Here is a 14,335-nt window from a genome sequence, read left to right on the forward strand (position 1 = left end):
AGGGAGCGATCGATGACGCTTTCGACATCCGATCCGCAGGGCGACGCAAGGGTCGTGGCGTCGCCGCCTGTTGCCGCACGACTCAAGGCCGCGGAGCAGGCGATCAACCCGCTGCTCGAAGCGTCGCGCGTCCTGTTGCAGGCGTTGGCCAATACGCCTTGCATGCTCGATGCCGATGCTGTCGCGCAGTGGCGTCGATGGCTGGGGCACGAAGTTCGTCTCTTTACCCGGATCTGCAGTGAGCTCCAGGTCCGACCCGAGCACGTGCGGTACGCAAGCTATTGTCTGTGCTCCGCGCTCGACGAGGCGGCGATGCAGACGTCTTGGGGAAAGGGCGAAGCAACCGGCGTTGAATGGCAGGACAGCAGCCTGGCGAGTGCGTTCGGACATGATCGCCAGGGTGGCGACCGGATGTTTCGACTGATCGACGAGGCAATGCGCTATCCGCGTGAAAACCTCGATCTGATCGAGTTGTACCAGAACGTACTTGATCTCGGGTTTCGCGGGCGGTACCGATTTGAAGCAGGTGGTCAAAAGCGCTTGCAGGTCATTCGCGAACACGTACACGACGTGGTTATGACGGGTGGACAGAGCGTGAGTCGCGTCAGCGAGCCGCCGAAACGTCCGCGACAGACGGTCGATCCGTGGGCACGTCCTGTTTCGGTGAGGCGATCGCGAGCGAGGTTCGCAGGCGGTCTCGCGATTGCATTGTTGCTCGGGGCCGGGGGCTACGCCGCGGTGGACCGCTGGGTTCGCACGCAACAGAAGCTACCGGCGTCGCCGCTCGATGCGCTGGCTCGCAATCTGGAACGGCGGCTGCGCGATGAAGTCGCGGCAGGGAATGTCGAACTGATTCGCGACGCCGGGCGCAATGCCGTGACGCTCCGATTCAGCGGAATGTTCGGGCCTGGCGATGCAACGGTGGCGCCATGGTGCGCTTCGGTCGCGGCTTCGGCCGGCCGGGAAATTGCGACCGTGACCAAGGACGCGACCGTCCGCGTGGCAGGATATGCGGATAGCACACCGATCAATTCGACACGTCAGGCATCTAACCACGCGCTTTCCGAAGCACGGGCCCGGCACGTGGCCCAAATTCTCGTTGCGGCTGGCGTACCGGCACCGCGCATCGTCGTCGAGGGAAATGGCGATGCCGATTCGCTGGCGGACAACGTTACCGCGTCCGGAAGGGCGAGAAATCGTCGCGTCGAAGTGACCATCACGGATTGACGTTCGATTGCGAGCGTTAATTTCTGCGCTAACGAACGTTCAGCAAGATCACCGGCATAGCCGTGTTCGCCGGCCCGGTCACGAGTACCTTCGCGCCGGGGGCGGAAAAACCAGGGGCTCACGCAGTGGGAGCTGTTTGAGAATCCTGGCACATTCAAACATCCCGCAGCAATTCATCTGATTGGCGCTTCTTATTGCTGCCGCTCCCACGCATGCGCCTGCTCGGCGCGCACGAACGCTTCCGACGCTGCCGGCAGCAGGTTGCGGAACGCGCCGCCGTCGCTGTCGATCACGTCGACCATCTTCGCGATCATTTCCTCGGGGTCGTGCTGTTCGAGCGGGAACGTCAGCCGCTCGGGCGTCACCGTATGCACGGCCGGATCGTGCCAGCGCCGGATCGTTTCCATCATCCGGTCGTTGAAGCCCGTGCGATACGGGCCGGGGTTCACGACCGCGACGCGGATGCCGTGCGGCGCCAGTTCCGCCTGCATCGCCTCGGCCACCGATTCGACTGCGTGCTTCGACGCGCAATAGGCGCCGGTGAACGGCCCCGTGATCAACCCGGCGATCGACGACACGAACACGATCTTGCCGTGCCGGCGCGCGAGCATCCCGCGCGCAATCTGCTGCGTGAGTTCGAGCGGCCCGAACAGGTTTACATCGAACAGTTCGCGGACGATCTCGATCGGCAGGTCCACCAGCGCGCCGGCTTCACCGACGCCCGCGTTGTTCACGAGCACGTCGATCTCGAGATCGGCCGCGCGGGCGCGATCGTGAGCCGACGTGACGTCGAGCTTGATCGCACGCAGCGCGGTGCCGCGCTGCGCGGCGGCGGCCGTCAGAGCGTCGATTTCAGCGGTGACGCGTACGCCGGCCGTCACGTCGTGACCGCGTTCGGCGAGGCGCAGCGCGACTTCGCGGCCGAAGCCGGTGCCCGCGCCGGTGATGAGGATGCGTTTCTGTGCCATGTGCTTACCTTGTGGAGTGGAACGTTGCCGGAAAGCGGTCGCGGCAGTGCTGCGCGATCGCGGTGTCTTCGTCGACGCTGCCGCCCGAGATGCCGATTGCGCCGACGCAGCGCCCGTCGCCGTCGACGAGCGGTTCGCCGCCGCCGAACGTGACGAGCCCGCCGTGGCTGTGCTCGATGCCGCGCAGCGGACCGTCGCCCGACATTGCACCGAGGGCGCCGGTCGATGCGCGGAAGCGGACCGCCGTCAGTGCCTTGCGCTGCGCGAGATCGATCGCGCCGAGAAAGCAGTCGTCGGTGCGTGCGAACGCGAGCAGGTTCGCGCCGGCATCGACGATGGCGACGGCGATGCCGGCAACCTGCAGCGATGCGGCATGCGCAAGTGCCGCGTCGATCGTGCGGCGGGCGGCCGCGAGCGGCAGCGGGGCGGTAAGCGGATTCATGCGAGGCTCCGGTAGGGCGACAGTGCCAGTGTAGGCAGTTGCGGTATATGGGAGAATCCGTATTCCGCTCGAAGGAGTTTCAAGTTTTTTTAATGATGAGCAGACGCGATCCGATGGCCGGGCTGCACGTGTTCATGACCGTCGCGACGGCCGGCAACTTCACGCGTGCCGCTGCCGCGCTCGGCCTGACGCCGGCCGCCGTCAGCCTGGCGATCGGGCAGCTCGAGGGCGAGCTGAACGTGAAGCTGTTCAACCGCAGCACGCGCGGTGTGAGCCTGACGGAAGCCGGCCAGGGCTACTGGCGGCAGACGGAGCCTGCGTACCGGCAGGTCATGCAGGCACGCGACGAGCTGAAGGATGCGCGCAGCGAGCCGAACGGGCTGTTGCGCGTGACGGCGCTGCCGCTGGCGCGTGCGCGCGTGATCGCGCCGGTGCTGGCCACGTTCCGCGAACGCTATCCGAAAGTCCGGCTCGAGATCCGCTACGAGAACGAGCTGGTCGATATCGCGAAGGACGGGTTCGATGCGGGGATTCGCCTGGCCGACCGGCTGCAGCCCGGCATGATCGGCGTGCGGATCGCGCCGGCGTTGACGTGTGCGCTGGTTGCGTCGGCCGGTTACGTGGCACGGCATGGTGCACCGGCGTCGATTGCCGAGCTCGAGCGGCATGCGTGCATCCGTTTCCGGTTCTCGGAGAGCGGACGCCTGCACAAATGGCTGTTGCACGACGGGCAACGCGACGTCGATCTCGATCCGGACGGCGTGTTCGTGACGAACGATGCCGACGCGGTGATCGATGCGGCGCGCGCGGGCATCGGCATCGCGTTCGCGTTCATGCGCGAGCGGATCGAGCAGGACTTGCGCGACGGCACGCTCGTCGAGGTGCTGCCCGGTGCGTGCCGCACGCTGCCGCCGATGTGGCTTTACTACGTGAATCGAAAACACGTGCCGGCCAAGTTGCGCGCGTTCATCGACGTGCTGCGCGAGCGAGAAGGCACGGACGCGGCGTAACCGCATCGTCCGGCCGGCTGCAGCGAATTGCACGGCGGCGCATGATGGCGGCTCCAGCTACGAAGCCATGGAGTCGCGTCATGACGGTATTCCTGCATTTCCCGATTCGAACCTTTGCAATTGCCGCAGCGCTGGCCGGCGCCGCGATCTGCAGCGCACCGGCCATCGGCCAGGCGTCGACCGTGCCGGCCGGTTCGGCTGCCGCGACGCCCGACAACGCGGTACTGCTCACGGTATTCCTGAAACACGACCAGTCGCGCCCGCTGGCCGAGCTGAATGCGCAGCTCGCGAAGCAGGGGTTCTACAAGGCGTTTCCGCCGCCGGGCGTGGAGGTGGTGAGCTGGACCGTGACGATGGGGATCGGGCAGATCGTCGTGCTGCGGCTGCCGGCGTCGCGGCTGCGCGAGGTCAATCGCGTGCTCGAGGATACGGCATGGGGCGCGTACCGGACGGAGTTCTATCCGACATACGACTACAAGGCGATCGGTTTGGGGGAGCATGCGCGGGCGGAGTAACCGAGGCCATGTGTTCCTGGAGTGGGGCACGGTGGGCGCCTGTCGCGCAGTTCAATCAGTCCCCATTTCAGAAGGCTGTTCCAGTCCGTGAATTCGTCCTCGCCCGCGCCGCCCGGCCGGGAGAATTTTCCCCAATTCCGCTATTGGCTATTCATCCGATGAAAAAACCCCGCCGGTTCCCGGTATGATGCGCACCTTGCGTTTGTCGGACGCACTATTTTTTATGCGATTTTGATGTGCAAAGCGCCACAAAACCGCACAATGCGAACCCGAAAGATTCTGTAATATAAATTCCGTATACTCGTAAGTTCTGATCCAGGCGCCGCCTGCCATTTCCTTCGGCCGGCCGCCCACGCAGAACAACCAGATACGTCGCCGCCTGGCCGTCTTGCGCCGCGACACGCTATGCACCACCACTGAACAATCTATGTCTTCCCGCCACTCTGGTTCGCCCGGCCGCGCCGCGGCGGTGATCGCCCGTGTCCGGGCGCTGATCCGCAACGAGCGTGTGCTGTCGCCGCTGCTCGCGCTCGGCATCGGCCTGCTGCTGATCGTGGTTTTCCAGCACCTGTCGGAATCCGTCGACTACCGGTCGGTGATCCGCCAGTTGCGTCACATGTCCGCCGGCGAGTGGGGCGCTTCGCTGGCCGCGACGGCCCTCAGTTATCTCGCGCTCGTCGCACGCGACGCGGTCGGCCTGCGCTATGTCGGCGCGAAGGTGCCGCGCGTCGCGTTGTGGATCGGCGCGATCGCCGGGTCCGCACTCGGTAACGCGACCGGCTTCGGCGCGCTGACGGGCGGCGCGGTCCGCGCCCGCGTGTACGGCGTGTCGGGCGTCACGCCTGCGCAGATCGGCCGGATGACGGTGTTCACGAGCGGCACGCTGGCGCTCGCAATGGTGTTGATGACGGCGATCGGCATGGTTTGCGTGCCGGAGGCGCTCGCCGCGATGCTGCACGTCGCGCCCGGCGTGCTGACGTGGACCGGCGCGGCGCTGCTCGTGGTGCTGGCCGCGATGGTCGTGATGTGCGGCAATACCGCGCGCCCGGTCGTCACGCGCTTCAAGTGGCTGTCGTTCGACGTGCCGGCACGGCGCGATCTCGTCGCGCAGGTCGTCTATGCGGTGCTCGACGTCGTCGCGGCGGGCCTGACGCTCTGGGTGCTGCTGCCGGTCGCGCCGGTCGGCTTCCCGACCTTCATTACCGTTTATGCCGCGGCGTTGCTGCTCGGGATGATCGGCCATACGCCGGGCGGGATCGGCGTGTTCGAAGCCGCGATGGTCTTCACGCTTGGTCGTGAAGTGCCCCCGCACGCGATGGTCGCCGCGCTGATCGCGTATCGCGCCATCTATTTCGGCGTGCCGCTCGTGCTGTCGGCCGGCCTGCTGGCGGGCTTCGAAGGCCGCGCGCTGCGGCGCCGGCTCGTGACGCGGCAGGCCGTGCGCGTGTCGCAGCTCGCGCCGGTGTTCCTGAGCCTCGTGACGTTCGCGGTCGGCGGGATGCTGGTGATCTCGAGCGCGACGCCTGCGTTCTGGCACCGGATCGCGATCCTGCGCCACCTCGTGCCGCTGTGGGTGCTCGAAGGCTCGCAGGTGATCTGCAGTGTGCTCGGCGTCGCGCTGCTGTTCGTCGCGCGCGGGCTGCTGCGGCGCCTCGACGGCGCATGGTGGATGACTTTCGCGCTGACGCTCGCCAGCCTCGCGCTGTCGCTGGCGAAGGGCCTCGCGTTCGTCGAGGCCGGCGTGCTCGGCACGCTGCTGGTGCTGCTGCTCGTCAGCCGCCGCCGCTTCAACCGCCATTCGTCGTTGCTTGCCGAGCGCTTCACGGTGAGCTGGTTCGTGTCGGTCGCGATGGTGCTGATGCTGGCCGTGTGGGTGCTGTTCTTCGCATTCCGCGACGTGCCGTACACGCGCGAGCTGTGGTCGCATTTCTCGTTCGACGCGCGTGCGCCGCGTGCGCTGCGCGCAACGCTCGCGGCCGGCGTGTTCGTCGCGCTGTTCGCGCTGTGGCAACTGCTGCGCCCGGCGCCCGGCCGTTTCGTGAAACCCGCGGAGCAGGACCTGTCGGATGCCGAACGGATCATCCGCGCGCAGGAATGCAGCGACGCGGGCCTCGCGCTGATGGGCGACAAGTCGTTCCTGTTCTCGGAATCGCGCCAGGCGTTCCTGATGTACGCGAAGTACGGTCGCACGTGGGCCGCGCTGCACGACCCGGTCGGGCCGCGCGAGGAATGGCCGGCGCTGATCGGCAAGTTCATCGCGCTCGCGCACGCGCACAGTGGCCGAGCGGCGTTCTACCAGGTGCGTGCAAATGCGCTGCCGCTGTATCTCGACGCGGGGCTCACGCTGATGAAGCTCGGCGAGGAGGCGCATATCGCGCTCGACCAGTTCGACCTGAAGGGTTCGAACCGGTCGCACCTGCGCTACGCGCTGCGCCGTGGCGACAAGGACGCGCTGACGGTCGAGGTGATCCCGCCGAGCGACGTGCCGGCCACGCTGCCGTCGCTGCGCGACATCTCGGACGGCTGGCTCGACAGCCGCGACGCGCGCGAGAAGAGTTTCTCGGTCGCCGCGTTCCACGACGGCTATCTGGCGACGCAGTCGGTGATGCTCGTGCGGCAGGCCGACAAGCCGATCGCGTTCGTCACGTTCATGACGACCGACCTCAACACCGAGGCGACGGTCGGCGTGATGCGCCACCTGCCGGACGCATCGCCGTACGCGATGGAATATCTGTTTACGCAGCTCGCGCTGCATTTGAAGGAAGCGGGCTTCCGCAAGCTGAGCCTGGGCATCGCGCCGTTCTCGGGGATGGGGGCGGCGAAGATGCCGTCGCCGTTGCACCGGGTCGGGTTGATGGTGTGGCGCTTCGGCGGCCGCTTCTACAACTTCCGCGGCTTGCGTGCATTCAAGAGCAAGTTCGAACCGCACTGGGAGCCGCGCTACCTCGCGGCCTCGGGTTCGGTCGGCATGTTCGTCACGCTCGCGGATCTGTCATTGCTGGCTGGAGGTCGGCGTTCATGATGTTGACGAAGGGTATCGCGCGGGCGGCAGCCGCCTGCGCGGGAATGATGCTGGCCGGCGCCGCGTGCGCCGCGCAGCCGGCCGCAGTGAAGACCGAAACCGTATCGGGCGGCCGCTATGGGCCCGTGACCGTGACCCAACCCAGCGGGCCGCTGCGTGGCTTCGTCGTGCTGTTCTCGCGCGAGGCCGGCTGGAATGCGGCCGACCAGCAGGCCGCCGATGCGCTCGCCAAGGCCGGCGCGATGACGGTTGGCGTCGATTCGGAGCGTTATGCGACGAATCTCGCCGCGAAGCAGGAGACCTGCCACCACCTCGACGGCGACGCCGAAGCGGTCAGCCACCAGCTCGAACGCCTTGCGCAATCGTCGCGCTACTTCACGCCGATCGTCGCGGGCGTGGGCCAGGGCGGTGCGATCGCGAAGCAGATCCTGTCGATGGCGCCGGAGAACACGATCGCCGGCGTCGTATCGGTCCAGCCGGCGGCGAAGCTCGATGCGCGCTTCAAGCCGTGCCCGCCCGATCCGACGATCGTGCGCCGCGCGATGCCGGGCTTCGTCGAAACGGCGGCCGCGGGCGATTCCGCGAAGCTCGTGTCGCTCGTCACGTCGCATCTGCGGGACGCCACCAGCAGCGGCGACGAGCTCGACGTGTCGGACCTGCCGCTCGTCGAGCTGCCGGCCAAGGGCGGCAGCGGCCAGCTTGCGATCGTGATCTCGGGCGACGGCGGCTGGCGCGATCTCGACAAGACGATCGCCGAGGCGCTGCAGCGCGACGGCGTGTCGGTGGTCGGCATCGACAGCCTGCGCTATTTCTGGAGCGAGAAGCCGCCGGCTCAGGTGAGCCGCGATCTCGCGCGCGTGATGCGCACCTACATGGCGCGCTGGCATGCGAATCGCGTGGCGCTGGTCGGCTACTCGTTCGGCGCCGACGTGATGCCGTTCGCGTACAACCGGCTGCCGGCCGACCTGCGCGACAAGGTCGCCGTGATGTCGCTGCTCGGCTTCGCGCCGTCCGCCGATTTCCAGATCCGGGTGACGGGCTGGCTCGGCATGCCCGCAAGCGACAAGGCGCTGAAGGTCGCGCCGGAAATCGCGAAGGTGCCGCCGCAGCTCGTGCAGTGCTTCTATGGCGCGGAAGAGAAGGACACGATGTGCCCGGCACTCGTGAATACGGGTGCGGACGTGATCAAGACGCAGGGCGATCACCACTTCGGCCGCGACTACATCGCGCTCGAGAAGAAGATTCTCGGCGCGTTCGGCAAGCCGGTGGCGGCGCGCTGAACGCCGGCGCCCGCTTCGCGGCGGGCGCCGGCCGGCAGCTTCCGGATCATCTTGCGGGCGGCCTGCGGGCCGCCCGTTTCATTTTCCGGCTGGCGTTGCCGCGTTCGGCTGCGGCATCGCCGTTCGTGCATCGTGCTGATAGAAGCCCGGGAACCGGTCGAGCTGCCGCCGCGCGGCAGCGATGTCCGTGCCGTCACCGAGCACCGCGCTCGAAAAGCCCGTGCGCTCCATCAGCAGCAACTGGTCGACCAGCACGTCGCCGGTCGCGCGCAGGTCGCCGGCGAAGCCGTAGCGCTTGCGCAGCAGGTACGCCTGACTGTACGCGCGGCCATCGGTGAACGACGGAAACGCCAGATCGATGCGCGCCGCCTGCGCGATTCGAGCAGCGAGCGGCGGCAGTTCCTCGTCGTTGCCGATCGTCAGCGTCGCGGCATCTTGCTGCTGTGTGTCGCCGGTGTGTTCGGCCGGCGTCAGCAGCCGGATGCGTGCGGTCGGGTGCGCTTGGTTCATGCGTGCTCCATCTGATGGCGCGCGTCGTTCGCGGCGGCCTTGAAGGGTTCCGTGCCGATGCGGCGGACGGTGTCGATGAATCGCTCGCTGCGGCCGTCGTCGTCGATCCGTGCGTCGAGATACGCGTTGACGATCGCATCGACGACATCGACGATCTCGTCCGCCGAAAACGACGGGCCGATCACCTTGCCCGGCCGCGCGGGGCCGCTTGCGGTCGAGCCGTCCGAGCCGCCGAGCGTGACCTGGTACCACTCCGCGCCGTCCTTGTCGACGCCGAGGATGCCGAGGTGGCCGCTGTGATGGTGGCCGCACGAGTTGATGCAGCCGCTGATGTGCAGGTCGATGTCGCCGACGTCGTGCAGCATGTCGAGATCCTGGAAGCGCTCGGCGATCGCATCGGCGATCGGGATCGAGCGTGCATTCGCGAGCGCGCAGAAGTCGCCGCCCGGGCACGCGATCATGTCCGTCAGGAGTCCGACGTTCGCGCTGGCCAGCCCGATCGCACGCGCGTTTTCCCACAGCAGGAACAGGTCGTCGACATGCACCCACGGCAGCACGACGTTCTGCGTATGCGTGACGCGCGCCTCGCCGGCCGAGAAGCGGTCGGCGAGATCGGCGAGCGCGTCGAGCTGGTCGGGCGATGCGTCGCCCGGTGCCTGCAAGCGGCGCTTGAACGACAGCGTGACGATGCGCAGCGCCGGGTCGCGGTGGCCGGCGACATTGCGTGCGAGCCAGCGCGCGAAAGCCGGATGGCGGGCCGCCTGGGCGGACATGCGCTGGTTCGCATCGCGCAGGCTGGCCGTGCGCGGCTTGAGCCGCGGCGGGACGAACGACGCGGCGACGCGGTCGAATTCGACCTGCGGAATCGTGTGCAGCCCGCCGTCGTGATCGACGATCTGGCGGAACTCCTCCTCGACGTCGTCGATGTAGCGCTGCCCCTCGGTCTTCACGAGGATCTTGATGCGCGCCTTGTACTTGTTGTCGCGCCGTCCGTAGCGGTTGTACACGCGGACGATCGCCTCGATGTAGTTCATCACGTGCTGCCAGGGCAGGAACGCGCGCAGCAGTGTCGCGATCATCGGCGTGCGGCCCATCCCGCCGCCGACGCTCACGCGAAAGCCGAGTTCGCCCGCGTCGTTGCGCACGAGCTTCAGCCCGACGTCGTGCCAGTCGGTGGCCGCGCGGTCTTCGGCCGCGCCGGTGATCGCGATCTTGAACTTGCGCGGCAGGAACGCGAACTCGGGATGCAGCGTCGTCCACTGGCGCATCACTTCGGCGAACGGGCGCGGATCGGCGATCTCGTCCGGCGCGACGCCCGCGCGTTCGTCGCACGAGATATTGCGAATGCAGTTGCCGCTCGTCTGGATCCCGTGCATGTCGACGGTCGCGAGCAGGTCCATCACATCGGCCGCTTTCGTGAGCGGAATCCAGTTGAACTGCACGTTGGTGCGCGTCGTGAAGTGCGCGCTGCGGGTCGGCAGGCGCAGCGTGCCGAGCAAGGCCTGCGCGTCGGATGCGGCGCGGTAGGTGGCGTCGTCCGGCACGTCGTAGTCGCGGGCGATCCGCGCGAGCACGCGCAGCTGCGCGCTCGACAGTTCCCCGTACGGTACGGCGACGCGCAGCATCGGCGCGTGGCGCTGCACGTACCAGCCGTTCTGCAGGCGCAGCGGCCGGAACGCGTCTTCGCTCAGCGTGCCGTGCTGCCAGCGTTCGAGCTGGTCGCGAAACTGGGCGGCGCGGCTGTGCACGAGCGCCCGGTCGAAAACGGTATATCGATACATGACGTGATACGCGAGAGGAGCCGCGGCTGAAGCGCGCGGCTCGGGAGAGACGTTGCGACGGATGTCAGGCAACCGGAGACAGCGTAGGGAACGCGGTGCGGCGGGACAAGCAGCAGATCGGGACGAAAAAGGCGCAGCAGATGGCCAGCGTGACGCCGGCGCGGGTGCGTGGCGGGTGTTTATGCGTCGGCGTCGACGACGAGCGCCGGATCGAGCGCGCGGATGCGCTGGTCGATGAAGTAGCCGCCGCCTTCCTGGTAGCGCAGGAACAGGCGGCCGCACGAGCGGCAGCGGTTGACGGTGCAGCGGTTGTACGGGAAATGGCGCAGTGCGATCGGCGCATCGTCCGACGCGTAGCGCGTGCCGCCCGGATGATATTCGGCGTAGGTCGGCTCCGTTTCGCCGGGCGGCGCGAGCGTGGCGATTTCGGTCAGTTGCGCGTCCTGCAGCGACAGCGGCAGGGTCGTCCATCCGGCGAGCGGCGTTTTCGTGCAGGTGCACGGCTGCGTGACGTGCGCGGCTTCAGCCGTCAGTTTCAGCAGCGCGTCGTGATCGAGGTAGGGCAGTTGACTCATGGGAAACCGTGAAGGGGCGGCGGGATCCGCACTGTAACCCGCGCGTGGATTGCGTGCATCGCCGCAACGCAGGCAGTGCACACCATCGACATCGTGCGCGATTCAACCGCCCTTGCGGACCGAAGGCTGCGCGACGAGTTCGCCGAGCACGCGGATCGCGCGCTCGATGTCGCCGCTCCACGGATGGCCGAAGTTCACGCGCACGCACCGCTCGAAGCCGTGCGCGGCCGAAAACAGCGGCCCCGGCGCGAAGCTGATCCCGCGTGCGATCGCCTGGCGATGCAGCTCCATCGCGTCGATCGCGTCGGGAAACGCGAGCCACAGGAAGTAGCCGCCTTCGGGCCGCACCCACTCGACGCCGGCCGGCAGCCAGCGCCGCAGCGCGTCGTCCATCCGGTCGAGCTGCGTGTGCAGCGCACCGCGCAGCTTGCGCAAATGCCGGTCGTAGCCGCCGTGCTCGAGATAGTTCGCGATGCCGGCCTGCGCGGGAACGCTGGCCGACAGCGTCGTCATCAGCTTGAGCCGCTGCACCTTCTCCGCGAACCTGCCGGCGGCGGCCCAGCCGATCCGGTAGCCGGGCGCGAGCGTCTTCGAGAACGAACTGCAGTGCATCACGAGGCCGTGCCGGTCGAACGCGCGCGCGGGCAGCGGATAGTCGGGGCCGAAGTGCAGCTCGCCGTACACGTCGTCCTCGATCAGCGGCACGTCGCGCGCCGCGAGCAACTCGACGAGCGCGCACTTTTTTTCGGTGGATAGCGTGACGCCGGTCGGATTCTGGAAATTGGTCATGAACCAGCACGCGCGGATGTCGTGCCGGTCGAGTGCGTTCGCGAGCGCATCGAGATCGAGGCCCGTGCGTGGGTCGACGGGAATCTCCACCGCGCGCAGGTCGAGCCGCTCGATCGCCTGCAGCGCCGCATAGAAGCCGGGCGCTTCGACGGCCACGACGTCGCCGGGCCGCGTGACGGCCATCAGGCACAGGTTCAGCGCTTCGAGCGCGCCGTTCGTGACGACGATCTCGTCGATCGGCTGCGAGATGCCCGTCGCGAGATAGCGCCGTGCGATCTGCTGGCGCAGCGCCTCGTTGCCGGGCGGCAGGTCGACGACCGTGCTCCACGGGTTGACGAGCCGCGTGGCCTGCGCGAGCGATTTCGCGAGACGCGGCAGCGGAAACAGTTGCGGCGACGGGAAGGCGGAGCCGAGCGGCACGATGCCGGGTTGCGTGGCCGCGTCGAGGACGGAGAACACGAGGCTGCTGATGTCGACCTTGCGCGTGGCGCCGGCCTGTCCCGCGCGGCGCCTGGCAGCCGGGCTCGCCTCCGGCGTTGCGCCCGGCGCGACGTAGTAGCCCGAGCGTTCGCGTGCGCGGATCAGCCCCCACTGTTCGAGCAGGTAGTACGCGCGAAACACCGTCGACTGGCTCACACCGTGCTGCGCGATGATCTGCCGCAGCGACGGCAGGCGCGTGCCGACGGCAAGGTTGCCGTTGCGGATGTCGTCGGCGATCGTGTGGGCGAGGGTTTCGTAGCGTTTCATCGGCGAGGGTGGCGCGTGCCGTCGCCACGCGCGGGCCGGAGTGGCGCCGCGCCGGCGGGCGCGGCTCATTGTCCGATGCGCGGCCCGAAAAGGAAAGCGCAGGCGCGTCGGCCGCGCTTTCCTGCTGCGTCAGGCCGCGTTCGGCTCGACGTTCTGCGGGTTCGCACCGCCGCGCAGCGGCGGCAACGGCTCGACCTTGCCGACGATGAACAGGTACGACAGCGCGCCGACCACGCACAACGCGCCGGCCACCGCGAGCGGCACGACGAACGAGCCCTTCGTGATCGACAGCATCACGCCCGTGAACGTCGTGATGAAGATCCCCGCGAGATTGCCCGCGAAGTTCTGGATGCCGCCGAGCGACGCGACATGCGCCGGTGTCGGCGCGACTTCGCCGACGAGCGTCCACACGTTGGCGCCCGCGAACGACAGGCTCGCATAAGCCAGCGCGAACAGGCCGAGGCAGGCCCACACGTTCTCGACGAACGCGGACAGCGCGATCGACGAAGACAGCAGCATGCCGATCACGAGGCAGGTCTTGCGCGCGGCGGTCGCGCTCCAGCCGCGGCGGAACAGGCTGTCCGACACGTAGCCGCCGAGCCAGCCGCCCGGAATCGCGAGCAGCGCGGGCAGCATGCCCCACGTGCCGAGCGACGTGAGCGAGAAGCCGCGCGACTGCAGCAGGTAGCTCGGGAACCACGTGATGAAGAAGTAGATCGCGAAGTTCAGGCAGAACAGGCCGATCATCATGCCCCACACGGTGCGGTAGCGGAACAGGTCGAGCCACGACACCTTCGGGCCATCGGTTGCGGCCGCAACGGTCGGCACGCCGCGCTGTGCGAGCAGTGCATCGACGGCATCGGGCGCGATCGCGCGATAGCGTTCCGGGTCGCGATAGATGAACCACCATGCCAGTGCCCACACGATGCCGATGCCGCCCGTGATCACGAACGACCCGCGCCAGCCGACGATCGAGATCAGCCATGCGACGAGCGGCAGCGACAGCGCGGAGCCGACCCGCGAGCCGCTGTCGAAGATGCTGCTCGCGAGCCCGCGTTCGCTGCGCGGGAACCAGTTGAACGCGACCTTCGCGAACGACGGGATCGCCGCCGCTTCGCCGACGCCGAGCATCAGGCGCACGCCGACGAGCTGCGTGAGGCCGCGCGCGGCGCCCGTCGCGACGGTGAACACCGACCACCAGCCGACCGCGAGCGCGAGGCTCACGCGCACGCCGACCTTGTCGATGAACCAGCCGGCCGGCAACTGCAGGAACGCGTAGGTCCAGAAGAACGCGCTCAGCACGAGCCCCATGCCGACCGCGTCGAGGCCGAGGTCGGCGCGGATGCTGGGTGCTGCGATCGCGAGGTTCGCGCGGTCGATGAAGTTGATGACGTTGGCCAGGAAGCACATCAGGATCATGGCCCATCGGATGCGTGGCATGGAGGGTCTCCGCGCGGAATGTCGTGACG

At 67.9% G+C, this 14,335-nt stretch carries 12 protein-coding genes; 5 read left to right on the forward strand and 7 right to left on the reverse strand.

The features are described 5' to 3' along the window. The first annotated feature begins 12 nt into the window (after positions 1-12). A complete protein-coding gene (gene icmH, locus B7G54_RS01490; RefSeq protein ID WP_085037433.1) occupies positions 13-1,227 on the forward strand; it encodes a type IVB secretion system protein IcmH/DotU in 1,215 nt (404 codons plus the stop codon). 191 nt (positions 1,228-1,418) lie between these two features. Here the strand turns inward: icmH and B7G54_RS01495 are convergent, their stop codons facing one another. Beyond that, positions 1,419-2,195 carry an SDR family oxidoreductase gene (locus B7G54_RS01495; protein WP_085037434.1) on the reverse strand — a complete coding sequence of 259 codons (777 nt, stop codon included), beginning with the start codon at positions 2,193-2,195 and terminating at the stop codon, positions 1,419-1,421. A 4-nt stretch (positions 2,196-2,199) separates the two neighbouring features. Continuing rightward, entirely contained in the window at positions 2,200-2,637 is a 438-nt protein-coding gene (locus tag B7G54_RS01500) for a GlcG/HbpS family heme-binding protein (RefSeq protein ID WP_085037435.1), read from the reverse strand. Positions 2,638-2,732: 95 nt separating this feature from the next. Between B7G54_RS01500 and B7G54_RS01505 the strand changes: the two genes are divergently transcribed. The 4 genes from B7G54_RS01505 (at position 2,733) to B7G54_RS01525 (ending at position 8,464) form a co-directional block, all read left to right on the forward strand. Beyond that, positions 2,733-3,647: a LysR family transcriptional regulator gene (locus B7G54_RS01505; protein WP_085037927.1), complete on the forward strand. Its 915-nt coding sequence runs from the start codon at positions 2,733-2,735 to the stop codon at positions 3,645-3,647. Between the two features lie 80 nt (positions 3,648-3,727). Next, positions 3,728-4,162 (forward strand): hypothetical protein, encoded by a 435-nt coding sequence (locus tag B7G54_RS01510; RefSeq protein WP_085037436.1) that lies wholly within the window; start codon positions 3,728-3,730, stop codon positions 4,160-4,162. A gap of 427 nt (positions 4,163-4,589) precedes the next feature. After that, positions 4,590-7,184 (forward strand): bifunctional lysylphosphatidylglycerol flippase/synthetase MprF, encoded by a 2,595-nt coding sequence (gene mprF, locus B7G54_RS01520; RefSeq protein ID WP_085037437.1) that lies wholly within the window; start codon positions 4,590-4,592, stop codon positions 7,182-7,184. After that, positions 7,181-8,464, forward strand: coding sequence for a virulence factor family protein (locus B7G54_RS01525; protein ID WP_085037438.1), 1,284 nt, complete (start codon positions 7,181-7,183; stop codon positions 8,462-8,464). Before mprF ends, B7G54_RS01525 begins: the two co-directional genes overlap by 4 nt. Positions 8,465-8,542: 78 nt before the next feature. Here the strand turns inward: B7G54_RS01525 and B7G54_RS01530 are convergent, their stop codons facing one another. The 5 genes from B7G54_RS01530 to B7G54_RS01550 form a co-directional block, all read right to left on the reverse strand. After that, a complete protein-coding gene (locus tag B7G54_RS01530; RefSeq protein WP_085037439.1) occupies positions 8,543-8,974 on the reverse strand; it encodes a DUF934 domain-containing protein in 432 nt (143 codons plus the stop codon). Next, positions 8,971-10,755, reverse strand: a complete 1,785-nt coding sequence (locus B7G54_RS01535; RefSeq protein ID WP_085037440.1) for a nitrite/sulfite reductase — start codon at positions 10,753-10,755, stop codon at positions 8,971-8,973. Before B7G54_RS01535 ends, B7G54_RS01530 begins: the two co-directional genes overlap by 4 nt. Before the next feature lie 179 nt (positions 10,756-10,934). Then, complete coding sequence (locus B7G54_RS01540) at positions 10,935-11,330, reverse strand: hypothetical protein (protein WP_085037441.1); 396 nt, start codon at positions 11,328-11,330, stop codon at positions 10,935-10,937. A 102-nt stretch (positions 11,331-11,432) separates the two neighbouring features. Continuing rightward, positions 11,433-12,866 carry an aminotransferase-like domain-containing protein gene (locus B7G54_RS01545; RefSeq protein WP_085037442.1) on the reverse strand — a complete coding sequence of 478 codons (1,434 nt, stop codon included), beginning with the start codon at positions 12,864-12,866 and terminating at the stop codon, positions 11,433-11,435. Between the two features lie 129 nt (positions 12,867-12,995). Further along, positions 12,996-14,306, reverse strand: coding sequence for an MFS transporter (locus B7G54_RS01550; protein WP_085037443.1), 1,311 nt, complete (start codon positions 14,304-14,306; stop codon positions 12,996-12,998). Positions 14,307-14,335: the final 29 nt, after the last annotated feature.

This window comes from Burkholderia puraquae (assembly GCF_002099195.1).
Classification (GTDB): Bacteria; Pseudomonadota; Gammaproteobacteria; order Burkholderiales; family Burkholderiaceae; genus Burkholderia; species Burkholderia puraquae.